The sequence below is a fragment of the Flavobacteriales bacterium genome, assembly GCA_016700415.1.
Lineage (GTDB): Bacteria > Bacteroidota > Bacteroidia > Flavobacteriales_F > PHOS-HE28 > PHOS-HE28.
In genome coordinates this window covers 2,204,687-2,229,740 of record CP065018.1, presented here as the reverse complement: position 1 = coordinate 2,229,740, position 25,054 = coordinate 2,204,687, and the positions used below count along the sequence as shown (strand labels likewise).

At 58.9% G+C, this 25,054-nt stretch carries 20 protein-coding genes; 16 read left to right on the top strand and 4 right to left on the bottom strand.

Annotated elements, in window-relative coordinates:
* The first annotated feature begins 44 nt into the window (after nt 1-44).
* Nucleotides 45-707 carry an NAD-dependent dehydratase gene (locus IPP95_09295; protein QQS71387.1) on the top strand — a complete coding sequence of 221 codons (663 nt, stop codon included), beginning with the start codon at nt 45-47 and terminating at the stop codon, nt 705-707.
* Here the strand turns inward: IPP95_09295 and IPP95_09290 are convergent.
* The 3 genes from IPP95_09290 to IPP95_09280 all read right to left on the bottom strand — a co-directional run bounded on the left by IPP95_09290 (nt 704) and on the right by IPP95_09280 (nt 6,451).
* On the bottom strand, nt 704-1,978 hold the full coding sequence (locus IPP95_09290; GenBank protein ID QQS71386.1) for a peptidoglycan DD-metalloendopeptidase family protein: 1,275 nt from the start codon (nt 1,976-1,978) through the stop codon (nt 704-706). The genes IPP95_09295 and IPP95_09290 overlap by 4 nt on opposite strands.
* A gap of 91 nt (nt 1,979-2,069) precedes the next feature.
* Complete coding sequence (locus IPP95_09285) at nt 2,070-2,888, bottom strand: DUF3108 domain-containing protein (protein ID QQS71385.1); 819 nt, start codon at nt 2,886-2,888, stop codon at nt 2,070-2,072.
* Between the two features lie 59 nt (nt 2,889-2,947).
* Entirely contained in the window at nt 2,948-6,451 is a 3,504-nt protein-coding gene (locus tag IPP95_09280) for a leucine--tRNA ligase (protein ID QQS71384.1), read from the bottom strand.
* 160 nt (nt 6,452-6,611) lie between these two features.
* Here IPP95_09280 and IPP95_09275 point away from each other — a divergent pair, with 160 nt between their 5' ends.
* From IPP95_09275 to infB, 10 genes are all read left to right on the top strand, one after another.
* Entirely contained in the window at nt 6,612-7,487 is an 876-nt protein-coding gene (locus tag IPP95_09275; protein ID QQS71383.1) for a hypothetical protein, read from the top strand.
* Between the two features lie 2 nt (nt 7,488-7,489).
* Complete coding sequence (locus tag IPP95_09270; protein ID QQS71382.1) at nt 7,490-7,735, top strand: DUF3098 domain-containing protein; 246 nt, start codon at nt 7,490-7,492, stop codon at nt 7,733-7,735.
* 46 nt (nt 7,736-7,781) lie between these two features.
* Nucleotides 7,782-8,570: an undecaprenyl-diphosphate phosphatase gene (locus tag IPP95_09265; protein QQS71381.1), complete on the top strand. Its 789-nt coding sequence runs from the start codon at nt 7,782-7,784 to the stop codon at nt 8,568-8,570.
* Nucleotides 8,567-9,286 (top strand): tRNA pseudouridine(55) synthase TruB, encoded by a 720-nt coding sequence (gene truB / locus IPP95_09260; protein QQS71380.1) that lies wholly within the window; start codon nt 8,567-8,569, stop codon nt 9,284-9,286. The genes IPP95_09265 and truB overlap by 4 nt, the downstream gene beginning before the upstream one ends.
* 83 nt (nt 9,287-9,369) lie before the next feature.
* Nucleotides 9,370-10,419 carry a tRNA preQ1(34) S-adenosylmethionine ribosyltransferase-isomerase QueA gene (gene queA / locus IPP95_09255; GenBank protein QQS71379.1) on the top strand — a complete coding sequence of 350 codons (1,050 nt, stop codon included), beginning with the start codon at nt 9,370-9,372 and terminating at the stop codon, nt 10,417-10,419.
* An 86-nt stretch (nt 10,420-10,505) separates the two neighbouring features.
* Entirely contained in the window at nt 10,506-11,177 is a 672-nt protein-coding gene (locus IPP95_09250) for a 2-C-methyl-D-erythritol 4-phosphate cytidylyltransferase (GenBank protein QQS71378.1), read from the top strand.
* A gap of 42 nt (nt 11,178-11,219) precedes the next feature.
* On the top strand, nt 11,220-11,993 hold the full coding sequence (locus tag IPP95_09245; GenBank protein QQS71377.1) for a methyltransferase domain-containing protein: 774 nt from the start codon (nt 11,220-11,222) through the stop codon (nt 11,991-11,993).
* A 352-nt stretch (nt 11,994-12,345) separates the two neighbouring features.
* On the top strand, nt 12,346-12,816 hold the full coding sequence (locus tag IPP95_09240; GenBank protein QQS71376.1) for a hypothetical protein: 471 nt from the start codon (nt 12,346-12,348) through the stop codon (nt 12,814-12,816).
* Between the two features lie 9 nt (nt 12,817-12,825).
* Nucleotides 12,826-14,064: a transcription termination/antitermination protein NusA gene (nusA, locus tag IPP95_09235; protein ID QQS71375.1), complete on the top strand. Its 1,239-nt coding sequence runs from the start codon at nt 12,826-12,828 to the stop codon at nt 14,062-14,064.
* A gap of 102 nt (nt 14,065-14,166) precedes the next feature.
* Nucleotides 14,167-16,875, top strand: a complete 2,709-nt coding sequence (infB, locus tag IPP95_09230; GenBank protein ID QQS71374.1) for a translation initiation factor IF-2 — start codon at nt 14,167-14,169, stop codon at nt 16,873-16,875.
* A gap of 101 nt (nt 16,876-16,976) precedes the next feature.
* Here the strand turns inward: infB and IPP95_09225 are convergent, their stop codons facing one another.
* Nucleotides 16,977-17,471, bottom strand: coding sequence for a hypothetical protein (locus tag IPP95_09225; GenBank protein ID QQS71373.1), 495 nt, complete (start codon nt 17,469-17,471; stop codon nt 16,977-16,979).
* A gap of 311 nt (nt 17,472-17,782) precedes the next feature.
* Here IPP95_09225 and IPP95_09220 point away from each other — a divergent pair, with 311 nt between their 5' ends.
* The 5 genes from IPP95_09220 to IPP95_09200 are packed head-to-tail and all read left to right on the top strand — an operon-like array spanning nt 17,783 to nt 25,044.
* Nucleotides 17,783-19,096, top strand: coding sequence for a c-type cytochrome (locus IPP95_09220; protein QQS71372.1), 1,314 nt, complete (start codon nt 17,783-17,785; stop codon nt 19,094-19,096).
* Between the two features lie 19 nt (nt 19,097-19,115).
* Nucleotides 19,116-22,400 (top strand): TAT-variant-translocated molybdopterin oxidoreductase, encoded by a 3,285-nt coding sequence (locus IPP95_09215; GenBank protein ID QQS71371.1) that lies wholly within the window; start codon nt 19,116-19,118, stop codon nt 22,398-22,400.
* A 15-nt stretch (nt 22,401-22,415) separates the two neighbouring features.
* A complete protein-coding gene (gene nrfD / locus IPP95_09210) occupies nt 22,416-23,810 on the top strand; it encodes a polysulfide reductase NrfD (GenBank protein QQS71370.1) in 1,395 nt (464 codons plus the stop codon).
* A 5-nt stretch (nt 23,811-23,815) separates the two neighbouring features.
* Nucleotides 23,816-24,349 carry a DUF3341 domain-containing protein gene (locus tag IPP95_09205; GenBank protein QQS71369.1) on the top strand — a complete coding sequence of 178 codons (534 nt, stop codon included), beginning with the start codon at nt 23,816-23,818 and terminating at the stop codon, nt 24,347-24,349.
* Nucleotides 24,343-25,044, top strand: a complete 702-nt coding sequence (locus tag IPP95_09200; protein ID QQS71368.1) for a cytochrome c — start codon at nt 24,343-24,345, stop codon at nt 25,042-25,044. Before IPP95_09205 ends, IPP95_09200 begins: the two co-directional genes overlap by 7 nt.
* Nucleotides 25,045-25,054: the final 10 nt, after the last annotated feature.

Genomic DNA, 25,054 nt, shown 5'->3' with positions numbered 1-25,054 from the left:
AACAACATGGCGATCGAACATGTTTTTTCACCGAACTTCACGCCATGTCCAAGACCATCCTCCTTGCTGGCGCCACAGGTTTGGTCGGCAGCGCTTGTCTGCCTTTGCTGCTCGCTGATGAACGAGTGGGAAAGGTGGCGGCGCTGGTACGCAGGCCGTTGGACCTCCAGCACCCCAAGCTCGAGCAATGGATCGCGCCGGGTAATGATCTGCTACAAGGGTTGAAGCCTGAACCGGTGGACGCCGTGATCTGCGGCCTCGGCACCACCATCAAGAAAGCAGGCAGCCAAGCCGCCTTCATCGCCGTGGACAAGGACCTGCCGCTGGGGATCGCGAGATGGGCCAAGGCACAAGGTGTGCTCACCTACGCCATCATCAGCGCCATCGGCGCGGACCCGGGATCACGGGTCTTCTACAGCCGCGTGAAAGGAGAGGTGGAGCAGGAATTGGAGGCGATGCATTTCGGCAGTTTGGCGCTGTTCCAGCCGTCGATCCTGACGGGACCCCGCAAGGAGAAGCGCTTTGGCGAACACATCGGCATCGCCGTGACGAAGGCGGTCGGTCCCGTACTCCTCGGACCGATGAAAAGCTATCGTGTGATGCCGCACGATGTGTTGGCGAAAGCGTTGGTGAATACCGCGCTCTCCCCGGCACCGGGCACTAAACGCTATACGTACAGCGGGATCCTCCGCCAAGCGGGTATTTAGAACGTCGCCACGCTGAGGTGCTTGGCCTGGTCCTCCGCCTCGTCCATGCGTGCGAGCAGTTCTTCCCGTACGCGGTCGAAAGCGGGGAAGTCCGCTGCGGCCAAGGGGTCCGCGCTGGGCAGCACCTCCCTCCGTGGGTCCACTTGTTTGCCGTTCTTCCAGAAGCGGTAGCACACATGTGGCCCGGTGGCCAGCCCGGTGCTGCCCACCTCTCCGATCACCTGCCCCTGCTTCACCACCTGGCCCGTCTTCACCAAGGTCTTGCGCATATGCAGGTATTGTGTCTCATACACGCTGTTGTGGCGGATCTTCACGTACTTGCCGTTGCCGCCGCTGTAACCGGCCCTTTCCACTACGCCATCGCCCACCGCCTGGATGGGCGTTCCGTAGGGTGCTGCGTAATCCGTGCCCAAATGCGCCTTGAAGCGTTTCTGCACCGGATGGAAGCGCCGCAGGCTGAAGCCCGAGGATATCCGGCTGTATTTCAACGGCGCCTGCAGGAAGGCCTTGCGCAGGCTCTTGCCCTCGGCATCATAATATCCACCTTTGGTCTCGGCACTATCGAACAGGAACGCCTCCTTGGTGTCGAGGCCTTCGTACCGCACGCACAGCAGCTTTGGCCCGCCGTAGGGCTTGCCGTCCACGGTGTTCTGGCGGTAGACCATGGTGAAGCGGTCACCTTCCTGGATCCGGTAGAAATCCACGGTCCAAGCGAACACCTCGCTGAGCTCGGCGGCCAGTGCCGGCGAGGCCCCGGCATTCACAAGGTCGTTCCAAAGCGCCCCGGTCACCGCCACGCTCAGGCTTTTTTCCTCGGTGTGCACCGGGCGTTTCTCCATGTGTACCGAATACGGACGGCGCAGGTCGAACACCACATGGTCCACGGGATCGGACTCATAGACGAAGTAGGCCGGACCGCACGTGGCATCATCGGAAAAGATGAACGCCACCGGGTGCCCGGCGCGGATGCGCGTGACGTCGAACACCGGCACAGCCATTTGTACCAAGCTGTCAATGGTGGCAGCACTGATCCCCAACGGTGCCAATAGCTGGCTGAAGCTGGATCCGGACCTCACTTGGTCCCGTTCCACATGGAAGCCGGCCAAGGGGATGCCGTAGGCGCTGGGCGGCGCTGGCAGTGTGTCCGCCGCAACCGTTTGCAGCTCCACATACTCCTCGTGCGGGGTGAGGTCCACGCCGACAAAGAGGTAGGTCCCCACCGCCGCCGCGAGCACCAGCCCACTGATCGCCATGCCCGTTTTCCTGCTCATTCGGCGCAAGAAACGATGGCCAACAGGACATTGTTGCCCGCCAGCCGCGTATTTTCAACAACGCGGACGTGAGAACCGCAGTGCTGGCACGCTACTCCTTGGCGATCGGATTGGTCAATCCCTCATAGCTGGAGAGTTCCATCTTGATGGAGCCTACCAGCACCTTGGCCTGCGCCAGCACGGGAATGTGGTTCGCGTCATCGGTGATCCACACGTTCAGGTCCTCGTTCGTCTTGAAGATCCGCCCTTCCTGCACTACGGGCTGGAACTTCAAACAGCGGTATTTGCCATTGCGGAGCTTGATGGTCTCTTTGCCCACAAAGCGCATGCGCAGGTTCCATTCCTCGTTGTCCATGAAACAGGGAATGGTGAATTCCTGCCCCTTTTTGGCATTGGAATAGTCCAAAGTCCGGGCGAAGTAGAAGGCGCTGAGCATGTCCTGCACATGGGCGGGCACGTCGAAGGTCTTCTTCTCCTGCGTCGTCACCGTGCGGCGGTGCTGCAGGAAGAGGTAGTCCTGGCTGAAGGTGTACCCGCCTTCGTCCACACGGCGGACGAAGACCCATGGGAACACGCCCTTCTTGTCGAAATAGGTCTCGTAGTGATCGTCCACTTTGTAGAAGGTCTTGAACGCGCCGGTGCTCTGGCCCACGCCTACCGCATGCAACACCTCGCGGCCGTCGATCTTGCGATCGGCCTCCTTCAGTTCCAAGGTGGCTATTCCTGCGTTGAGCCAACCGTAGTGCAGCACATAGCTGAGCTTCTCACCCGCACGGAAGACGTGCTGGTCGAGCGTACGGAGCGGGTACACCGCATCCGCATCCGTAGGGGCCGGTGCGCCTCCGCTTTGTGCAAAGCCGAAGGAAAGCAGGCAGGCCGCCGCAGTGGCGAAGAGGGATCGTTGTGCCATACCGGTCCCTCTGCAATTGGCGTACCAAGCCGAAGAGGGGGCTGCACGGAACGGGCGCATCACACCACGATGTTCACGATACGCTTGTGTACCACGATCACCTTTTTTGGGGCTTTACCTTCCAGTCGCTGCTGCACTTCAGGGTTCGCCAGCACGGCAGCCTCCACATCCTCTTTGGAAAGCGTAACGGGGAATTCCAGCTGCAAGCGGGTTTTGCCGTTGAAGCTGATGGGATAGCTGAAGTTGCTTTCCTCCAAGAAGCGGGCATGCCACTGTGGCCATTTGGCCGTGGTGATGCTGTCGGAATGCCCCAAAAGGCTCCACAATTCCTCGGCGATGTGCGGCGCGAAGGGTGCAAGCGCGATGGTGAGCGGCTCAAGAATGTCCCGCTTGTGGCATTTCAGCGCGCCCAACTCGTTCGCTGCGATCATGAACTGCGCCACGCTGGTGTTAAAGCTCATTTTCCCGATGTCCTCCGTCACCTTCTTCAGGGTGGCGTGTAGCACTTTCTGCTCTGCATCGGTGGGCGCTTCCTCACTTACGCTGAGCACATCGCTCTCGAAGAAGAGGTTCCAGAATTTCTTCAGGAAGCGGCTGGTGCCTTCGATGCCGTGCGTATCCCAAGGTTTGCTCTGCTCCAGCGGGCCGAGGAACATTTCATAGAGGCGGAGGGTGTCGGCGCCGTATTTCTCGATGATGTCGTCGGGATTGAATACGTTCAACTTGGACTTGGACATCTTTTCAACCTCTCTTCGCGCAACCAATCGATTGCTCCCATCAAGGACGAAGTCAATCTCTCTTTTCACACTGCTGAACGACTTCATTTTATCCTCTTTGAATAAATCGAGGACAACAGTATCGTCACTTAGAATGTACTTCACATCTATGTTTGATCCACTGAGTTGGAATTCAATCTGGGTGTGTGCACTATCGGTTTTCAATGATGGCCAGTAGTTCTGGTACTTGAGCAAAAGTTGCTCCTTCAAATATTCTTCACCCATTGCAACAACAGAATTGCTCACATAGACCAATGGGGTCGTCACCGGGTCAATCACTCCCCCCTCAAAGTCCTCATAATCCTGAGATACCTTGACATTACTAACAAAGGTCAACACAGCCGATACCCCCTGTATCATCCCCTGGTTCACCAGCTTCTTCGCCGGTTCATCAAAGGGGATCAGGCCGCGATCGAACAAAAATTTGGTCCAGAAGCGGAAGTAGAGCAGGTGGCCGGTGGCGTGTTCGCTGCCGCCCATGTAGAGGTCGATCTGCTGCCAGTAGTTGATGGCCTCCGGCGAGGCGAAGCGGTCCTCGTTCGTCGGGTCCATGTAGCGCAGGAAGTACCAGCTGCTGCCGGCCCAGCCGGGCATGGTCGTTGTTTCCAGAGGAAAGTCAATTCCTGATTCGCTAATTCGCTGATTTGCCTCGTCCCACTTCCACTTCGATGCCCGGGCCAGAGGTGGCTCTCCCGTTTCGGTGGGTTGGAATTTGTCGATCACCGGTAGCTCCAACGGCAATGCGCTTTCCGGCAACGGATAAGGAATGTCGTCTTTGTAGTAGATCGGGATCGGCTCGCCCCAGTAGCGCTGGCGGCCGAAGGCGGCATCGCGCAGCCGGTAGTTGATGCGGCCTTCGCCGGCACCCAGCTTCTCCAGTTCTTCCGTGGCGCGGCGGATGGCATCGGGCACCTGCATGCCTTTCAGAAAGCCCTCGTTGCAGATCACGGCGTCCTTGCGCTCGTCGGCCCCTTTTTCAATATCAGCTCCTTCGGTAACGGCGATGATGGGCAGGTTGAAATGCTTCGCGAAACGCCAATCGCGCTGGTCGCCGCCGGGCACGGCCATCACCGCGCCGGTTCCATAGCCCGCCAGCACGTAATCACCCACCCAGATGGGGATGTCCTTGCCCGTGAAGGGATGCTTGGCGAAAGAGCCGGTGAAAACGCCGGAGACCTTGTCCACTTCGGCTTGACGCTCGCGCTCGCTGCGGTTGGTGGAGGTCTTTACGTAGGCTTCTACTTCGGCGCGCTGGGCATCGGTGGTGACCAATTGCACGAGTTCGTGCTCTGGTGCTAGGGTTAGGAATGAGACACCGAATAGAGTGTCTGGGCGGGTTGTGAATACTTCGATGGCCTCATTGTGGCCCTCTCCGAGGGAGAAATATCCCTCACCCCCGGCCCCTCTCCGAGGGAGAGGGGAGTCGTTCTCGACCTCCGAGCGTTCCGCGAGCTTTTCTTCCTCGGCAACATTGATGCGCTTATTTAACACCTCTTTGATCGTCTCCTTCACTCGGTGAGCATCGCGTAAGACCTCATCATTGGTGAAGCGGATGACTTCAAATCCCAGTTCTTTCAATCGCTGGGTGCGAGCGGCATCCTCTTCTTTTTGGAGATCGTGGATATCGCCGTCAACCTCGATCACTAAGCGCTTGGGCAAGGAGACGAAATCCACGATAAAGCGATCGATGATGTGCTGCCTGCGGATCTTCGCCCCGACCCCTGCCCCTCGGATCACCTGCCACAGTTTGTCCTCCGCTTCCGTAGGATTCTTCCGCATCTCCTTGGAGAACTCCATCAATCGGCTAGCGATCGCAGGGTCAGCGGTGAGGTAGCCAGCTCGCGCTGAAGCTCCTTCGGAGCGCGTCCCCCTCTCCCTGGGAGAGGGGCTAGGGGTGAGGGTGAATTTCACACTCGCCCCTTCACTCCTCCCGATCCAATTCCGCTGGGCCTCCTTCATGGACGTTGTCCAATCCAGTTCGTCCAAACCGTCCAGCAGTCGTTGTGCGTAGGCGGTGATGCGCATGCTCCATTGCGGCATGCGCTTACGTTCCACGGGATGGCCTCCGCGTTCGCTCACGCCGTCCTTCACCTCGTCGTTCGCGAGCACCGTGCCTAATGCGGGACACCAGTTCACCCATGCATCACTGAGGTAGGCCAAGCGGAAGTGTTGCAGCACCATCTGCTGGGTGCGCTCGCTGAAGCTCTTCCATTCCGCGGCGGTGAAGGGTCCGATGGCCTCTTCGATGTCGCCGGTAAGGACCTCCGCATCCTGGCCTTGGCAGCCGGTAGCTTCGAAACGGGCGATCAGTTCGGAAATGGGCCGTGCTTTGTCGGCCTTCGGATCGTACCAGCTATCGAAGAGCTGGAGGAAGATCCACTGCGTCCACTTGTAGTAGTCCGGGTTGCTAGTGCGCACCTCGCGGTTCCAATCGAAGCTGAAGCCGATGCGGTCCAATTGTTCGCGGTAGCGCGCGGCGTTCTCTTCCGTGGTTTTTGCCGGGTGCTGGCCGGTCTGGATGGCGTACTGCTCCGCGGGCAGACCGAAGCTGTCGTAGCCCATCGGGTGGAGCACGTTGAAACCGCTGTGCCGCTTGAAGCGGGCCACGATGTCGCTGGCAATATAGCCGAGCGGATGCCCCACGTGCAGGCCGGCGCCGCTGGGGTAGGGGAACATGTCCAGCACGTAGTACTTCGGCTTCGTGGTGTCATTCTCCACGCGATAAGTGCCGCGCTTGCGCCACTCTTCCCGCCACTTCTCCTCGATGCCCTTGTGGTCGTATGCCATGTTTCCCCTTCAATGGTGGGCGAATTTAGCCCGTTGGCTTCGGGTGGTGAAGGACCATGCACGATCCGTACTTCGGAAAACTGCTTAAAGACGGGGTTGATGATGCACTCGCTCGGATAACTTCGCCGCCCGACGGGCCTTTGCAAGCCCGACAGGATCCATGAGCGAGCAGCGCTTCATCAAGTCACGCACACGCAGCAGCAACGTGGGCACCATCATCGGCATCACCTTGGTGCTGTTCATGCTGGGCCTGTTGGGTTTCATGCTGCTGAACGCCCGGGAACTGGAGCGTCATTTCAAGGAGAACGTGAAGGTGGACATCTACCTGAAGCGCGACCTGAAGGAGGTGGACGTGATGAAGTTCCGCAAGCAATTGGACGCGGAGCCCTTCGCGCTGGAGACACGCTACGTCACGGCCGATGAGGCCGCGGAACAGCTGAAGCAGGACATGGGCGAGGATTTTCTCGGCGTGCTGGGCGCGAACCCTTTGCTGCCCTCGATCGAGCTGCGCATGAAGGAGGCCTACGCCGGGCCGGACAGCCTGAAGTGGGTGGCCGATCACCTGCGGCAGGACGCCAACGTCCACGAGGTGAAGTACAACCCGGTGGTGGTGGAGAACATCGATGCCAACATGGGCAAGCTGCGTTGGATCCTGCTCGGCTTCAGCGCGCTTTTGCTGGTGATCGCCGTCGCGTTGATCAACAATACCATCCGCTTGGCGATCTATAGCAAGCGCTTCCTCATCCGCACCATGCACTTGGTTGGTGCGACGAGCTGGTTCATCAAGAAGCCCTTCCTGGGGAACAGCTTGTGGCAAGGTATCGTGGCCTCCATCCTGGCCGTAGGCCTGCTCGTGGGCAGCATCCAAACGCTGGTGCGCTGGCAGCCGGACCTGCGTACGCTGGTGCAGCCCATGCCCTTGGCGATCCTGCTTGGTAGCATCGTCGCACTGGGCCTGCTGATCTCCCTGCTTTCCACGGCGCTTGCCGTGAGGCGTTACCTTCGCATGAACACCGACGAACTCAACTGGACCTGAACATGGCAGCGAACACCGATGAAGCCTTGGCCTTTGATGGCATGAACTATAAGCTCCTGCTGATCGGCATCGGGATCGTGATCCTCGGTTTTATCCTGATGAGCGGCGGTGGTACCGGGGACCCCGAGGTCTTCGACGCAAAGGAGATCTTCAGTGCGCGGCGCATCACCGTGGCTCCGATCGTGTGCCTTATCGGATACATCTTCGTGATCTACGCGATCATGCGCAAACCGCAGGAAACGGAGTGATCCCTCCCATCGGGTTGAAGCGCATGAAGGGAGAGGGCTGGGCAGTATGACCGTTTTTCAAGCTATTGTTATTGCCGTAGTTGAGGGGCTCACCGAGTTTTTGCCGGTGTCCAGCACGGGCCACATGGTGATCGTTCAGGCGCTTCTGGGCTTGGAGCCCACCGAGTTCACCAAGGCTTACATGGTGAACATTCAGTTCGGTGCCATCCTCTCCGTAGTAGCACTGTATTGGAAGCGCTTTTTCCGGTCGTTCGATTTCTATTGGAAGTTGCTGGTGGCTTTTATCCCTGCCGCCATCTTCGGGCTGTTGCTGGGTGACGCGATCGACCTCTTGCTGGAGAATGTTACGGTAGTGGCCGTGGCGCTGTTGCTGGGCGGTATCGTGCTGCTCTTCGTCGACAATTGGTTCAAGCCAAAAGGCGTGGAATCCATCTCTTATCCCCGTGCATTCGGGATCGGTATCTTCCAATGCCTCGCCATGGTGCCAGGAGTGTCCCGCTCGGCCGCCACGATCATCGGTGGGATGGGCTTGGGCCTCACGCGGAAGCACGCCGCCGAGTTCTCCTTCTTCCTGGCCGTGCCCACCATGGCCGCTGCTTCCGGCTACAAGATGCTCCAGGGTTGGAAAGCGGACCCGACGATCTTCAGCGGCGACCACATCGGTCTGCTCCTGCTGGGCAATGCAGTGGCCTTTGTAGTAGCACTGCTGGCTATCCGCAGCTTTGTCGACTTCCTCACGCGCCATGGCTTCCGGGCTTTCGGCTGGTACCGCATCATCATCGGCCTGGTATTGCTCGTGCTCATTCTTTCCGGCGTGGACCTGAGCATGACATGACCGCGGAGCTGGACCCGGAAATGGGGGCGGTCCTTTTGGTGGACAAGCCCATCACGTGGACCAGCTTCAATGTGGTGGCCAAGATCCGTGTCGGATTGCTTGTCGTGTGCGGCCACCGCGTGAAAGTGGGCCACGGCGGCACCTTGGACCCCTTGGCCAGCGGCCTGCTGATCATCGGAACGGGCACCCACACCAAGCAGTTGCAAGCCTTGGCCGATGAGGACAAGACGTACACGGCCACTTTGCGTTTGGGCCAGAGCACGTTGAGCTACGACGCGGAGACCGACGTGGAAGTGGAGCGGCCGTGGAAGCACATCGACGAGGCCGCCATTCGAGACGTCTTCCCCCTTTTCACCGGTGAGATCAAGCAGCGACCGCCGGATTTCTCCGCCAAACGCTACCAAGGGGAACGCGCCTACCGCTTGGCCCGTGCGGGGGAAGAGGTGGAACTGCCGCCCGTTGCGCTTACCATCCATCGGTTGGAGCTGCTCGGGATCCAGGGCAGCGACGTCACCATCGAGGTGCATTGCAGCAAGGGGACCTATGTCCGGTCACTAGCGCATGACATCGGTGAGGCCTTGGGCTGCGGTGCCCATCTCGTGGGGCTGCGCCGCACGGCCAGCGGGTCGTTCCTTGTCCGCGATGCCCGCACGCCGGAGCAATGGTCGAAGTGGCTGGACCAGTGGGCTTCCAAGCGCGACAGACCTGTGGTATAGGATCACCTCCCACAGGGTGCCCGATCACCCTATCTTCGCGCCCCGAAATCCTGAAATGGGCCTGTAAGCCCTAACCTACATCCATGAAGCTCACTTCGTTCAAATTCGACGTCCCCAAGGAACTCATCGCCCTCTATCCCACCAAAGACCGCGACGGCGCGAAGCTGATGGTGATGGACCGCAAGACGGGCAAGATCGAGCACAAGAAATTCAAGAACATCCTCGACTACTTCGAGGAAGGCGACACCTTCGTCGCCAACGATACCAAGGTGTTCCCGGCCCGCATGTGGGGCAATAAGGAGAAGACCGGTGCCAAGATCGAGGTGTTCCTGCTGCGTGAGCTCAACCGCGACAGTTTGCTCTGGGACGTGGTGGTGGACCCCGCCCGCAAGATCCGTATCGGCAACAAACTGTACTTCGGAAAAGACGACGAGCTCGTCGCCGAAGTGATCGACAACACCACCAGTCGCGGCCGCACCCTGCGCTTCCTCTTCGACGGCAGCTACGAGGAGTTCAAGCAGACCATCACCGAGATGGGCGAGACCCCGCTGCCACACTACATCAAGCGCGACCTCGAAGCCAGCGATGCTGAGCGCTACCAGACCATTTACGCCAAGCACGAAGGGGCCGTGGCCGCACCCACCGCGGGCATCCACTTCAGCCGCGAGATCATGAAGCGTGCCGAGCTGAAGGGCATCAATTTCGCCAATGTCACCCTGCACGTGGGTTTGGGCACCTTCCGGCCGGTGGAGGTGGAGGACCTTACAAAGCACAAGATGGACAGCGAGCAGGTCATCATCGACCAGAAGGCCTGTGACATCATCAACGCCAGCATCGACGCCAAGAAGCATGTCTGCAGCATCGGCACTACCACCATGCGCGCCATCGAAAGCAGCGTGAGCACGGACGACCACATCAAGCCGTTCAATGGATGGACCAACAAGTTCATCTTCCCTCCTTATGACTTCGGCGTGGCGGACCGCATGGTCACCAACTTCCACATGCCTGAAAGCACGCTCCTGATGATGGTGGCGGCCTTCGGAGGTTACGACCACGTGTGGAACGCGTACAAAGTGGCCATCAAGGAGAAGTACCGCTTCTTCAGCTACGGGGACGCGATGTTGATCATCTGAGAAAAAAACACAGAGGCACAGAGACACAGAGGGCCGCAGGGAATTTCCTTGCGGCCTTTTCTTTTGGACCTTTGACATTGTCCACCATGGAACGTTCAACCATCATTGTAGCCGGCGGCAGTGGCAAGCGCATGGCCTCCCCGGTACCCAAGCAGTTCATGCTGGTGAAGGGCAAACCGGTCCTCTGCCACGTTATTTCCGCATTTCACCTGTATGATCCGGCGATGCAGATCATCGTCGTGCTGCCCAAGGAGCAGATCGACAGTTGGCGAGTGCTCTGCATCGGGCATGGCTTTACGATCGATCACACCGTGGTGGCCGGGGGTGAAGAGCGCTTTCATTCCGTCCGCGAAGGGCTGAAGGAAGTGGCACACGACGGACTTGTGGCAGTGCATGATGGCGTTAGGCCATTGGTGAGCTTGGGGCTGATCGAACGCTGTTTTGCGGCTGCGGAACTGCATGACGCCGCGATACCTGTTGTGCCGGTGAGTTCTTCCATGCGGGAGCTTACAGATGAAGGATCGCGTGCATTGGACCGCAGCCGATTGCGCATTGTGCAAACGCCACAGTGTTTCCAAGTGGAACTGCTGCGGAAGGCCTTCAAACTGCCATACGACCCCGCCTTTACCGATGAGGCCACGCTCGTGGAACGCATGGGCAACCTTGTGCGCCTTGTTGAAGGGGATGAACGCAATATCAAGGTGACCACACCGGACGACCTGGTGATTGCAGCCGCATTATTGGAAGAAGGGCGGTAGCATGTGGATCTCCGACCCCAGCTTCAGAAAGGGATGTGAATTATGAGTTTCAATATCAAGAAATACATTCCCAACTCCATAAAGCGCAGCGTCATTCTGGCGATGCATCGGGGAAGTAGGTACATCTGTCCCTTTTGCGGCTTTCGATCCAAGGATTTTGCCCTGACCGGCAAGGACTATCCGGTCCTTGTCGAAAAGCAGGTGATCGGGGCGGGCATCAGGCGCGGGGCATGTTATCAATGTGACTCCTCCGACAGGGAAAGGCTCGTTTACACCTACCTGAAGCATAAGCTGAACATTTTCGAGAAACCCGAGCGGATCAACATGCTTCATCTCGCGCCGGAGTTGAGGTTGTCAAAGGTCCTCTTCAGGTCGGGATTCGGGAGTTATATCTGCGGAGATCTGCTCCTGGATGGATACATCCGGCCGGAGTACGTCCAGAACATGAACGTCATGGACATCCCTTATCCGGACAATTCATTTGACCGGATCATCTGTAATCATCTACTTGAACACGTACCGAACGATCTGGACGCGATGAAAGAGCTGCTCCGGGTCTTGAAAGTAGGCGGTGAGGCGATCTTGCAGGTGCCGATATCAAAGAATTCGGAGAAGACAATTGAAGACTGGTCGGTCACCACACCGGAAGAACGGGAAATTGCCTTCGGCCAGTTCGACCATGTGCGGATCTATGGCCAAGACTATACTGACCGGTTGTCATCGGCCGGATTTAAGGTGGAACGCATTAACATCTCCCAGGACTATCCAAGCTATGGTCTTGCAGGGGAAGAGGATATTTTTATAGGAAGGAAGTAGCGGCATTAGAGACCTTCTTGGATGAGGCCAAGCACGTGGAACGCACCGGGACGTCCGTGCTTCTTCCTGCAATGCAGTAGTGTGGAGGAAGGGGGATAAAGACCACTGAACGAATTGCAGCGGACCTCATGTGTTGTCCGCTGGCCGACATCCATCCTCTCAGACGGTCGTCCGGTCAGATCCTGTCCTGCTCGGGACGACCACCTCTCGATCCTTTGGATCCCGCTGATCCCGTTAAATAACACCTGTCGTATTTTCCCCGGAAACCGCTATATTTGCCGCCGTTCGGAGGCGGTGAAGTGAGGAAGAGGGGGCCGCCCCTCTTTTTTGTTCCCCGTATCAGCACAGTCCGATGATGATCACTACAGACCAACTTCAACAGGCTTTGCAGCGGCAGCTGGAAGGCACTCCCCATTTTTTGGTGAGCGCCGAAGTGCGTCCGGGCGGAAAGGCCGTAGTGGAGGTGGATCATGATGAGACTCCCATCACCTTGGGCGACCTCACCAGCATCAATAAGGGCCTCCAAGAGGAATTCGGAGAGGCCATGGACGACGTGGAAATGCAAGTGGGCAGCCCCGGACTGGGCAAGCCCTTCAAAGTGGAACGCCAGTACCGCAAGCGCATTGGAAAAGGGGTGGACCTCACGCTCGTCGACGGCACCTTGGTGCAGGGCGTGCTGAAGACCTTTGATGAACATGGAATATCGCTGCAGATCCTTCAACCCTCCAAGGTGAAGGGCCGTCAGCCTAAACTTTCGGACGAGACCACGGTGATCCCATTCGCCGGCATCAAGTCCACCCAGGCCACTATCAACCTCAACTGAAGCAGTGCAATGAGCACAGTGAACCTCATCGAATCCTTCGGGGAATTCAAAGACATCAAAAACATCGACCGGGTGACCATGATGGGCATTCTGGAGGATGTGTTCCGCGGCGTGGTGAAACGGAAATATGGCGAAGAGGCCAAGTTCGACATCATCATCAACCCGGACAAGGGTGATCTGGAGATCTGGCTGAACCGCGAGATCGTTCCCGACGGCGAAGTGGAGGACGAGGGCCTGCAGATCCCCCTCAGCGAAGCTCTGAAGATCGAGCCCGACTTCGAGGTTGGAGAAGAGGTGAGCCAAGAGGTGAAGATCCCCGACTTCGGCCGCCGCAACATTCTTTCCCTGAAGCAGAACCTCCAGAGCCGCATCATGGAGCTGGAGAAAGACCACATCTACGAGAAGTACAAGGAGCGCGTGGGCGAGATAATCACCGGCGAGGTGTACCAGATCTGGAAGCGCGAGACTTTGGTGCTCGACGATGAGGGCAACGAGCTGATCATGCCGAAGGACCAGCACATCAAGACCGACTTCTTCAAGAAGGGCGACACCGTTCGCGCGGTGGTGTGGAAAGTGGAGATGCGCAACAACAGCCCGGTGGTGCTGCTCTCGCGCACAGCACCTGAGTTCTTGGAGAAATTGTTCGAGCAGGAAGTGCCCGAAGTGGCCGATGGACTGATCACCATCAAACGCATCGTGCGCGAGCCCGGTGAGCGCGCCAAGGTGGCTGTGGAGAGCTACGATGACCGCATTGATCCGGTAGGCGCGTGCGTGGGCATGAAGGGCAGCCGCATCCACGGCATCGTCCGCGAACTGCGCAATGAGAACATCGACGTGATCAACTGGACCACCAACGACTCGCTGTTGATCCAGCGCGCATTGAGCCCTGCCAAAGTGGGTGAGATCAAGCTCGATGAGGTCAACAAGCGCGCCGAGGTATACATGAAACCGGACCAGGTGGCATTGGCCATCGGCAAGGGCGGGCACAACATCAAGTTGGCGGGAAAGCTCACCGGCTTCGATATCGACGTGTACCGCGACAGCGACGAGGTGACGGACGACGTCGATCTGGACGAGTTCCGCGACGAGATCGAGCCGTGGATCATCGAAGCCTTGAAGAACATCGGCTGCGACACGGCCCGTTCGGTGGTGGAGATCGCCCCGGAGGACCTGGCCAAGCGTACGGACCTGGAAGAAGAAACTGTGACGGAAGTGCTGCGCGTACTGAAGCTGGAATTGACGAAGTAGAGGTAGAAGGACCACTAAGGACACGAAGAAGGCAGTGGTTGTGCGGAGAAGCAGTAGGCAGGTGGCAGTAGCAGTAGGGGCAAAACGAGAACTTGGGAGCGAATGAGCGAAACGGCAGGAAAATCGGTGCGATTGAGCAAGGTGACACGGGACTTCAACCTCGGTGTACACACTGTGGTGGAGTTCCTCGCCGAGAAGGGGCATGCCGTGGAGGAATCCCCGAACGCGAAGATCCCCGGAGACCTCTATGCCTTATTGGAGAAGGAATTCGGGCAGGACAAAGCAGAGAAGGAGGCAAGTAAGCAGGTGATCCAAGAGCGCCAGGAGCGTGAAGTGGTCGCCTTGGCCAGCGTGCCGGAACCCGTCGCACCGCCGGAATCGGCCAGCGCACCTCCTGTGGCGGATGCCCAGGTCGCGCCAGCCGCGCCAGCGGAGAAGAAGGCTGCGCCCAAGGCCAAATCAACAGAACCTGCCGCACCCGCAGAGCCGTCCGCCGCGGCATCGGACGTCTTCCGCGCCACCACCCTACGGGTCACTGGCCCCAAGACCATAGGGAAGATCGATCTCGATAGTGGAAAGAAAGGACGTCCGGCCGCAAAGGTGCTCGGGCCTGAAAAACCGGCACCTGCGGAAAAGCCCGCCGAAAAGCCCGCCGCAAAAGTGGAGGTGCTAAAAGCGGTCGCCCCTGAGCCCGAGACCATCCGGGTGAACGTGGAAAAACTTGCCGGGCCGAAGACGGTCGGCAAGATCGAGCTGCCGAAAGAGCGTGAGCGCAAACCCAGCGACCGGGACAAGGACCGCGGCCGCCGCAAGCGCATCGTGAAACCCGGCCCCGTGAACGTGGGGCGCGTGGTACAACAAGAACAACGCAATGCTCCATCCGGACGGCCCGGGGAGCTTGATGAGAACGCTGTGAAGCGCAAGGTCAGCGAGACCCTCGCCCGTCTGACCGGCGGTGGCGGAAGCAAAGGCCGGGGCGCAAAACGCAAGGGCGACAAGCGGCAGGAGCGCTACCAACGTCGTGAAGAGGAGAACCAAGCACGTCAGCTCGCAGGCCGCACATTGCAGGTCACTGAGTTCGTAACGGCCAGTGAACTGGCCTCCATGATGGACGTGCCCGTCACCGATATCATCAAGGCCTATTTCTCCTTGGGCATGATGGTGAGCATCAACCAGCGCTTGGACGCCGAAACGCTTGCGGTGATCGCCGATGAGTACGGCTTCAAGGTGGAGTTCGTCGGCGCCGACGTGCAGGATACCATGGTCGAAGAGGCCGATGATCCCGAACGCATGGTGCCGCGGGCACCGATCGTTACCGTCATGGGCCACGTGGACCACGGCAAGACCTCCCTGCTGGATCACATCCGCAAGGCCAATGTGATCGCCGGCGAGGCCGGTGGAATAACCCAGCACATCGGTGCATACAGCGTGACTTTGGACAATGGCAAGCGCATCGCCTTCTTGGACACGCCCGGCCACGAGGCGTTCACAGCCATGCGTGCCCGTGGTGCGCAGGTCACCGACATCGCCATCATCGTGATCGCGGCGGACGACAGTGTGATGCCGCAGACCCGCGAAGCCATAAACCACGCGCAGGCCGCGGGCGTGCCGATGGTCTTCGCTTTCAACAAGATCGACAAGGAGGGCGCCAATGCGGAAAAGATCCGCGATCAGCTCTCCCAGATGAACATCCTCGTGGAGGAATGGGGCGGCAAGTTCCAGACCCAGGAGATAAGCGCGAAGAAAGGCACCGGTATTGAACAGCTACTGGACAAAGTGCTGCTGGAGGCCGATCTGCTCGAACTGAAGGCCGATCCTGAGAAACGGGCCACCGGTGTCGTGATCGAAAGTACGCTGGAGGTGGGCCGCGGCTATGTGACCACGCTTTTGGTGGAAGGAGGAACCTTGCACAAGAGCGACATATTGCTCGTTGGCCAATACAGCGGTCGCGTGCGGAACATGTTCAATGAACGTGGCCAGCAGGTCACCGAGGCCGGGCCTTCGGTCCCCGTCTCCATCCTCGGCCTGGACGGTGCCCCTAACGCGGGTGACCGCTTCCATGTAATGGCCGATGAGCGCGAGGCGCGCCAGATCGCCACACGTCGACAGCAGTTGCAGCGCGAACAGGGCATCCGCACCCACAAGCACATCACGCTGGACGAGATCGGGCGTCGTTTGGCCATCGGGGACTTCAAGGAACTCAATGTCATCGTGAAAGGCGACGTGGACGGCTCCGTGGAGGCCTTGACCGATTCCTTGCTGAAACTCAGCACCGAGAGCATCAAGGTGAACGTGATCCATAAAGCAGTGGGCCCCATCGCGGAGAGCGACGTACTGCTCGCCTCGGCATCGAATGCCATCATCGTCGGCTTCCAAGTTCGTCCCACCGTTGGCGCTAGGAAACTGGCCGAGAACGAGGAGATCGAGATCCGCCTTTATTCCATCATCTACGACGCCATCGAGGAACTGAAGCTGGCCATGGAGGGCATGCTCACCCCGAAGGAGGTGGAGAATGTCATCGGTACCGCCGAAGTGCGTGATACCTTCCGCATCAGCAAGGTGGGCACGGTGGCCGGTTGTTATGTGCTGGACGGCAAGATCACCCGGAACAGTAAGATCCGTCTGATCCGCGACAGCATCGTGGTGTATACCGGCGAGCTCAGCGACCTCAAGCGCTTCAAGGACGACGCAAAGGAAGTGACGCACGGCTACGAATGTGGCCTAAGCATCAAGAACTTCAACGACATCAAGGTCGGCGATAACATCGAGGCCTTCGAGATGGTAGAGGTGAAGCGTACGCTGGAGGGGTAAAGGCAGGTGCAGCAGGCACTCGGCAATCGGCAGTAAGCAGTTCACAGCAGTTTCGCAAAGCGGACCTACGGGTCATGCGAACACCTTGGGTCGTCCACGGCTCAATTGTCTCCAGTGGGCAACTTTGGCAGTTCGATCTGATCGGGCACCACATAAAGCCCCGGGAAATCGCCTCTCAGGTTTTCTCGGAGCCCTTCGGCCTCTATCCGGTCCCTCAAGTCGCCAACGCGAACACGGAAGTTGGGTGCGAGGTAGCTGAGATAGGCTGGAATTTCAGGGTGTTGCAGTAGGAAGGTCCGCCGGGTGCTCTCTGCCATGGTGCGGTCGCCAAGAAAGATCTGCACGCGGTATCCGTCCAAGGGACGCTTGTGCGCGGCATAATCCGCCATCAGGGCTTTGATACGATCGTTTTCCACCACGGTGACAACGCCGTGAGCTACGCTGTCCGTTGGCAAGCTGTCGTTGGTTCGGGTCACCACGGAGGTCGTGGCGGTGCTGTCCACCGGGACGTTGGAAGGCTTGAACAGACGGATGTCCTCCTGCGCGGAGAGTTGGATGCCCAGTAATAGTAGGAGGAACGGGATGACGTTGCGCATGTGTGGGCCAAATGTACCGGCACAAAAGCACTGGGCAAGAATCGTGCTCACGGTCCTTGGGAAAATGCGAGCTGTACGAACCACCATTTTGTAACGGGTAGTGCCCGATCAAGAGGGAATGAAAATTACACCCCCATGACATGACTTTGACCAATGGTGTTGTGGCTTTGCGGTCCATCTACACACTTTAGAATGTTTCTAAATAGGGCATTTACCCGCTATCCGTTGGCTGTATGGCTACCGTCGTATGGCTTGGCGTCTATTTTTGCGCGGCGATGATCCATCGGGATCCACCATCAAATTTGTCCGGAATGTCCTTTGTACTCAGGCTTCTCAAGCGTTCCATAGGTCTGCTACACCTCAGCGCCCTCGCCGCCATTCTGCTGACCGTCACCAGCGTTTCCGCTCAGGTGGACCAAGCTCAATACGACTCCGGCGAAAAGATCTTCAAAGCGAACTGCGCCAGCTGCCACAAGCCGGACAAGGACATGACCGGCCCGGCAGTGAAGGGTGCAACGCAGCGTTGGGAAGGCAAGGGTGACCTCCACGCCTGGATCAAGAACAGCCAGGCCTATATCAAGACCGGCAACGACCACGCCAAGCAGCTCTTCGAGACCCACAATAAGATCGTGATGCCGCCACAGGCGGTGAGCGACGCCGACATCGCTGCCATACTGTATTATGCGGACAATTACGGACCTCCTGCCAGCGCCAAGCCACAGACCGAGGCTCCTGCGGAAAAAGCACCTTCCAGCAACTGGGAATGGTTGGTGATCACCGGACTGTTGCTACTTCTGGTGCTGCTCTCCTTGGGTGGTGTCCGGCATCAGCTTTCTAACGCGGTCCGGGAAAAGCAAGGGCTTGCGGCGGAACCCGCCTTGGGTATTTGGGGCCGCATTTGCCGTTGGGCCGGTCGCAACAAGGGATGGGCCTCGGTGGCAGTGCTGCTATTGTTGGTCTGGGGCGCTGTACTGACCTGGAATTTTCTCTTCCAGATCGGTGTGTATGGTGGTGAAACCGTGGCCCACTACAAGCCCTCGCAACCCATCCTGTTCGACCACACGGTGCATGCCGGCAAGGACAACTTGGCCATTAATTGCCAGTATTGCCATAGCGGCGCGGAGAAAAGCCGCCACGCCGGTATCCCCAGTGCCAACGTGTGCATGAATTGCCACAAGGCCGTCAGTGAAGGGCCGAAGACCGGCACGGTGGAGATCGCAAAGATCTATGCGTCCGTAGGATGGGACCCCGCGACCATGACCTACACCGGCAATGAGAAGCCCATCGTGTGGAACAAGGTCCATAACCTGCCCGACCACGTGTATTTCAATCACTCCCAACACGTTGCCGTGGCCAAGATCGAGTGCCAGAAGTGTCATGGCCCCGTGGACACCGGGATGGACCAAGCGGAGCAATGGGCCCCACTGACCATGAGCTGGTGCCTCCAGTGCCACAACGAAACGGAGGTCAAGGTGGCCGGTAGCGACAATGGCTACTATAAGGAGATACACCGCCGCCTGGCCCAAACACCGATGGGCCAGCGTGAGCTCAAGAAATACTTGGAGGACGAGAAGATCACCGTTCGTGAGCTTGGCGGCTGGGATTGCGCCAAGTGCCATTACTAAGACCGATCAGCGCAGACAGATGTCGAGCACGAAACGATATTGGCAGGACCTTTCCGAAACGGACCCTGCACACGTACCGGCCACCGGGACCAACGAGTTCAATGAACCCATGCCCCTGGACCAGGTGCTTGCCGATGGCAGCATCACCGGCTCCACCACCAGCCGCCGCGATTTCCTGAAATTCCTGGGCTTCTCCGTGGGCGCCGCGACCCTGGCCGCATGCGAGACCCCGGTGATCAAGAGCATTCCGTATGTGAACAAGCCCGAGGAGATCACTCCCGGGGTGGCCAACTGGTATGCCAGCACCTATTATGACGGGGAGGACTTCGCCAGCGTGCTGGTGAAGACCCGTGAAGGGCGCCCCATCCACGTCCAAGGGAACCCCCGCTTCGGTATCAATCGGGACCCGAAGGTCGGCAAGGGCACCATCAATGCACGGGTGAACAGCAGCGTACTGGGCCTGTATGACAGCGAGCGCCTGCCCGGCCCCATGGAGGTGAAGGGCGGCAACTTCGCGCAGCAACCATGGTCCGATGCGGACAAGGCCATCGGCGGTGAGCTGGAAAAGGCAAGCGCCGCAGGCAAGCGCATCGTGATCCTCACCAACACGGTGATCAGCCCCAGCACCAAGTCGGCCATCGATGTATTCAAGGCCAAGCACAACCTGCGCCTTAACAGCAGCGATGCTGAAATGACCGTGAACGTGGGCGGCGCTGTGGACCATGTACAGTACGACGCCGTGAGCTACGCCGGCATCGCTAGCGCCAACCTCAAAAGCTTCGGCAAATGGGCCTTCCCGACCTACGACCTCTCCAAAGCTGATGTGGTGGTGGGCGTGGGTGCGGACTTTCTCAGCAATTGGGGGAGCACCAACGAGAACGTATGGCAATATGCCCAGCGCCGCAAGCCTGAAAGTGCCACGAAGGACCTGCCCATGAGCCGCCACTGGCAGTTCGAGGCGCGCATGAGCCTTACGGGAGCCAACGCGGACCAGCGCACCGCCGTGCGCAACAGCATGCTTCCCCTCGTTGTCATGGGGCTGCACGATGCGATCGCCGTTCAAACGGGAGGGACCACGGTCTCCGCCCTGAAGGTGGACGCACACGCCGATGCCGCCATTGCCCAATGCGCCAAGGAGCTGCTCGCAGCCAAAGGCAAGAGCGTAGTGATGTGCGGCGTCAACGATGAAGGCACGCAGGTACTGGTGAACAGCATCAACAGCATGCTGAGCAACTACGGCAGCACCATCGACATCCACAACGCTTCGCCCTTCTTCCAAGGGAACGATGCGGTGATGGCCCAGTTGGTGAAGGACATGAACGCTGGCACGGTGGGCGCGATCCTCATCGCAGGCACCAATCCCGCCTATACACTGCCGAATGCGGAGGAGTTCAAGGCGGGCTTGAAGAAGACCGGCCTGACGGTGAGCTTCAGCAGCCATGCCGACGAGACCGCCAGCTTGTGCAACTGGATCACTCCCGACCACCATTGGCTGGAAAGCTGGAACGATCAAGTCCCCACATCCGGGCACTACGCGCTCACCCAGCCCACGATCCGTCCGTTGTTCGACACCCGCCAATGGGGCCAGAGCCTCTTGGCATGGAGCGGTGTGGACACCGATTGGCACAGCTTCGTGCAGAACGTCTGCAAGGATACCCTTCCCGCAGGGGGCGGCACCCTGAACAGCTGGGATCAAAGTGTCCATGACGGAGTCTACGCCGGCACTATCAGTGAGACGGCCGAGCCCACCGTCTTCAGCGCCGATGTGGCCCAGGCTGCCGGCAAAGTCCGCGAGATCACCAAGCAAACAGGGGATTGGGAAGTGGAATTGTACACCTCCGAAGCACTTGGCAGCGGCCTGCACGCGAGCAATCCGTGGTTGCAGGAACTACCGGACCCCATCACAAAGGCGACTTGGGACAACTACGTCTGTATCGCCCCGGAAGACCTCAGTGAACTCACCGGCAAGACCTTCAAAGAGCTCTATATCGGCCAGGAAAGCCCGGCGCAAGTATTGAAAGTGACGGTGAACGGCATCGCCATGGAGCTACCAGCGATCATGAGCCCCGGTCAGGCACCGAAGACCTTGGCAGTTGCCCTTGGTTACGGCCGTGGCGCCAACGGTGAGCGTGTTGGCCGCGCCGCCTGCATGCGCAATGCGGACGGCAGCCCGGCCCCGGTAGGCAAAAACGCTTATCCGTGGACGTCCCTTCTTGACAACACCGTGCGCTATTCCGCGCCAGCTTCCGTGGAAACGACCGGCGGTACCTACGCCATCGCCCTCACCCAGACCCAGATGACGGGCATGGACCGCGAGAGCATCGTGAAGGAGACCACCTACACCGTGTGGGCCTTGAACGAGCCGCGTGAGACCTACAATGAGCTGGAGACCCTGGCCGTCCATGAGGATGTGAACAACGACGGCAAGGTGGACGCGCAGGACCGCGTGCCGGCAACCTCGATCGACCTGTGGGCGGACCACCCCATCGCCGAAGTGGGCCATCGTTGGGGCATGAGCATCGATCTCAACAGCTGCATCGGTTGCGGCGCATGCATCACCGCCTGCAACAGCGAGAACAACATCTCCGTGGTAGGCAAGGACGAAGTGCGCCGGAGCCGTGAAATGCATTGGTTGCGCATTGACCGTTATTACAGCTCGGACACGCACACGGATACCGAAGGCCTGAGCTGGGCCGGGCGATTGTCGGAAATGGAGCGCCCGAGCGAGCAGCCATCGGTGATCTTCATGCCGGTGATGTGCCAACATTGCAATCATGCGCCTTGCGAAACAGTGTGCCCTGTGGTGGCTACCACGCACAGTGAGGAAGGCCTGAACATGATGACCTACAACCGGTGCATCGGTACTCGCTATTGCGCGAACAACTGCCCCTACAAGGTCCGTCGCTTCAACTGGTTCAATTACGTCACCGAACAATTCGGCGATGTGAACCCCGCTTGGGATGACCTCGGGCGCATGGTACTGAATCCCGATGTGGTGGTGCGTGGGCGCGGCGTGATGGAAAAGTGCAGTCTCTGTGTGCAACGGATCCAGAACGGTAAGCTCGAAGCGAAAAAGCAGAGCAGGCCAGTGAAGGACGGCGATATCGAGACCGCTTGTTCAGCCGCTTGTGGCACCGGGGCCATCATCTTCGGCGACCTCAATGACAGCGGAAGCCAAGTGCGTGCCGGTCGGGACAATGCCCGCGGCTACCAGATGCTCGAGGAACTCGGAGTCCAGCCCAATGTGACCTACTTAGTGAAGGTGCGCAACATCGAAGAGAAGGACGAACACCACAAAGCCTAAGAGAAGACCGGCAACATGCATCAGGAAGCAGCCATACGCCCACCGCTCATCTTGGGCCACCGCACTTACGGGGACATCACGGCGGACGTGGTGGGCCCTATCGAGAACAAGGCCCCCCGCACGTGGTACATACTCCTTACCATCGCGTCCATCATTGCCGCTTACGGCGTTGGTTGCATCCTCTACCTGATCAGCGAGGGTATCGGGGTATGGGGGATGAACAAGACCATCAACTGGGCCTGGGACATCACCAACTTCGTGTGGTGGGTGGGCATCGGCCACGCGGGCACGCTCATCAGCGCGGTACTGCTGCTTTTCCGCCAGAAATGGCGTATGGCCGTGAACCGTTCGGCGGAAGCCATGACCATCTTCGCAGTGATAATGGCGGCCCTGTTCCCCATGATCCACATGGGCCGCATCTGGCTGGCCTACTTCGTGTTCCCGTTGCCCAACCAGTTCGGCTCCCTCTGGGTGAACTTCAACTCGCCACTGCTTTGGGACGTGTTCGCTATTTCGACCTATTTCTCGGTGTCCTTGGTATACTGGTACATCGGCCTCATCCCTGACTTCGCCTCCATTCGCGACCGTGTCGCGAAGAAGTGGCAGAAGACGATGTACGGGATCCTTTCCTTCGGCTGGACCGGCAATGCCAAGGCTTGGCAGCGTTTCGAGGAAGTGAGCCTGGTTCTCGCGGGCCTTGCCACGCCGCTGGTGTTCTCGGTACACTCAGTAGTGTCCATGGACTTCGCCACCTCGTTGGTCCCTGGTTGGCACAGCACCATTTTCCCCCCCTATTTCGTGGCTGGGGCCATCTTCTCCGGGTTCGCCATGGTGCAGACCCTGTTGCTGGTGATGCGCAAGGCCATGAACTTGGAGGCTTATGTGACCAGAAAGCACGTCGAGTACATGAACATCGTGATCATGGTCACTGGCGGCATCGTGGCCGTGGCCTACGCCACCGAGTTCTTCATGGGCTGGTACAGCGGCGTGGAGTACGAATACTACACGTACATGTCCGTCGGGGCGGCCACGGGCCAGTACTGGTGGGCCTTCTGGGCCTTGATCCTTTGCAACATCCTGATCCCTGCGATGCTCTGGTTCCGTCCCATCCGCACAAGTTTCTTCTGGGCCTGGGCCATTGCCATCGTGATCAACGTGGGCATGTGGTTCGAGCGCTTCGACATCATCGTGCTATGCCTGCACCGCGAATACCTGCCTTCGGGCTGGACCATGTTCTACCCTACATGGGTGGATGTCGGCACCTTCTTAGGCACCATCGGTATCTTCTTCACCCTGTACCTGCTTTTCGCCCGCTTCTTCCCGGTGTTGGCGTTGAATGAGCTGAAAACCATCCTCAAGTCCAGCGGCGAGAGCTACAAGGGTGAGGTGTTACCCAAATCACAGCACTGAGCGGCATGTCCAATAAAGTCATCTACGCGTTATACGAGGACCCGGAACTGTTGAAGTCCGCGGCACGCAAGCTTATCACGGCGGGCGTGAAGGTGCGGGACGTCTTCAGCCCGTGCCCGATACACGGCATCGACCCGATCATCGGCCTGAAGCGCACGCGTTTAGGCATCGTGTCCTTCATGTTCGGGGTCTTCGGGCTTTCTTTAGCGATCCTCGGCACATACTACATGATGATCTATGATTGGCCGATGAACGTGGGCGGCAAGCCGAACCAGTTCTACTACCAGAACGTCACGGCGTTCGTGCCGGTATTGTTCGAGTTCACCGTGCTTTGCGCCGCGCACGGCATGGCGATCACCTATCTCATTCGGAACAAGACACTTCCGGGAATGTCACCGCGGAACCCGGACCCGCGCAGCACGGACGATAAGTTCATCATCGAACTGCGCACGGAGGACAATCATGGCCATCCGGCCGAAGCCCTGACCGGCATGTTGCGTGAGACCACCGTGTTCGAGATCAACGAACGCCAATGCTGAGGATGATGAGCAACACGAAGAACCTGCTTCTCCTTGTGATCGCCCTTGGCGGCACGGCCCTTTTCATGGGCTGTTCCAGCACTCCGGACAGCCCCGGTCTCGAATACATGCCGGACATGTACCGCAGCCCGGCCATCGAGGCTTATGTGGACTACGGCCAGGACCCGTACTACTTCGGTGACAGCACCGCCGAGGCCCAGCGCGGTACCCCCAGCGCACGGATCCCGGCCGGAGGGACCATCCCGTTCGCGGAGAACGAGGCTGATGCCAGCTACAATTTCCCCTACCCCTATCCCAACACAACGGAAGGCTACGAGCAAGCCGGCCTCGAACTGCACAGCCCCATTCCCATGACCACGGCCACGGTGGAGCAGGGCAAGGTGATCTATGAGAAGTTCTGCACCGAATGCCATGGCGTAAAAGGAATGGGGGACGGGCCGGTGGTGACCAAGGGGAATTATCCGCCTCCGCCAGCCTACGACGGGAACCAGCTCGGCCAAATGCCGGAAGGAAAGATGTTCCATTCGATCACCTTCGGGAGGAACATCGCCATGGGCAGCCATGCCAGCCAGCTGAACCATAAGGAGCGTTGGTTGGTGATCCAATACGTGAAGTTTTTGCAGCACGACGGAAAGATGCCCGGGGAGGGCACGACCACGGACACTACAATGACGGCGATCGCCGACGCCAAGTGATCAAACAAGC

Excerpts from the sequence above, each read along its gene's own strand:
- IPP95_09295 (QQS71387.1), top strand. The coding sequence starts at position 45 with ATGTCCAAGACCATCCTCCTTGCTGGCGCCACAGGTTTGGTCGGCAGC.
- IPP95_09290 (QQS71386.1), bottom strand. The coding sequence starts at position 1,978 with ATGAGCAGGAAAACGGGCATGGCGATCAGTGGGCTGGTGCTCGCGGCG.
- IPP95_09285 (QQS71385.1), bottom strand. The coding sequence starts at position 2,888 with ATGGCACAACGATCCCTCTTCGCCACTGCGGCGGCCTGCCTGCTTTCC.
- IPP95_09280 (QQS71384.1), bottom strand. The coding sequence starts at position 6,451 with ATGGCATACGACCACAAGGGCATCGAGGAGAAGTGGCGGGAAGAGTGG.
- IPP95_09275 (QQS71383.1), top strand. The coding sequence starts at position 6,612 with ATGAGCGAGCAGCGCTTCATCAAGTCACGCACACGCAGCAGCAACGTG.
- IPP95_09270 (QQS71382.1), top strand. The coding sequence starts at position 7,490 with ATGGCAGCGAACACCGATGAAGCCTTGGCCTTTGATGGCATGAACTAT.
- IPP95_09265 (QQS71381.1), top strand. The coding sequence starts at position 7,782 with ATGACCGTTTTTCAAGCTATTGTTATTGCCGTAGTTGAGGGGCTCACC.
- truB (QQS71380.1), top strand. The coding sequence starts at position 8,567 with ATGACCGCGGAGCTGGACCCGGAAATGGGGGCGGTCCTTTTGGTGGAC.
- queA (QQS71379.1), top strand. The coding sequence starts at position 9,370 with ATGAAGCTCACTTCGTTCAAATTCGACGTCCCCAAGGAACTCATCGCC.
- IPP95_09250 (QQS71378.1), top strand. The coding sequence starts at position 10,506 with ATGGAACGTTCAACCATCATTGTAGCCGGCGGCAGTGGCAAGCGCATG.
- IPP95_09245 (QQS71377.1), top strand. The coding sequence starts at position 11,220 with ATGAGTTTCAATATCAAGAAATACATTCCCAACTCCATAAAGCGCAGC.
- IPP95_09240 (QQS71376.1), top strand. The coding sequence starts at position 12,346 with ATGATGATCACTACAGACCAACTTCAACAGGCTTTGCAGCGGCAGCTG.
- nusA (QQS71375.1), top strand. The coding sequence starts at position 12,826 with ATGAGCACAGTGAACCTCATCGAATCCTTCGGGGAATTCAAAGACATC.
- infB (QQS71374.1), top strand. The coding sequence starts at position 14,167 with ATGAGCGAAACGGCAGGAAAATCGGTGCGATTGAGCAAGGTGACACGG.
- IPP95_09225 (QQS71373.1), bottom strand. The coding sequence starts at position 17,471 with ATGCGCAACGTCATCCCGTTCCTCCTACTATTACTGGGCATCCAACTC.
- IPP95_09220 (QQS71372.1), top strand. The coding sequence starts at position 17,783 with ATGTCCTTTGTACTCAGGCTTCTCAAGCGTTCCATAGGTCTGCTACAC.
- IPP95_09215 (QQS71371.1), top strand. The coding sequence starts at position 19,116 with ATGTCGAGCACGAAACGATATTGGCAGGACCTTTCCGAAACGGACCCT.
- nrfD (QQS71370.1), top strand. The coding sequence starts at position 22,416 with ATGCATCAGGAAGCAGCCATACGCCCACCGCTCATCTTGGGCCACCGC.
- IPP95_09205 (QQS71369.1), top strand. The coding sequence starts at position 23,816 with ATGTCCAATAAAGTCATCTACGCGTTATACGAGGACCCGGAACTGTTG.
- IPP95_09200 (QQS71368.1), top strand. The coding sequence starts at position 24,343 with ATGCTGAGGATGATGAGCAACACGAAGAACCTGCTTCTCCTTGTGATC.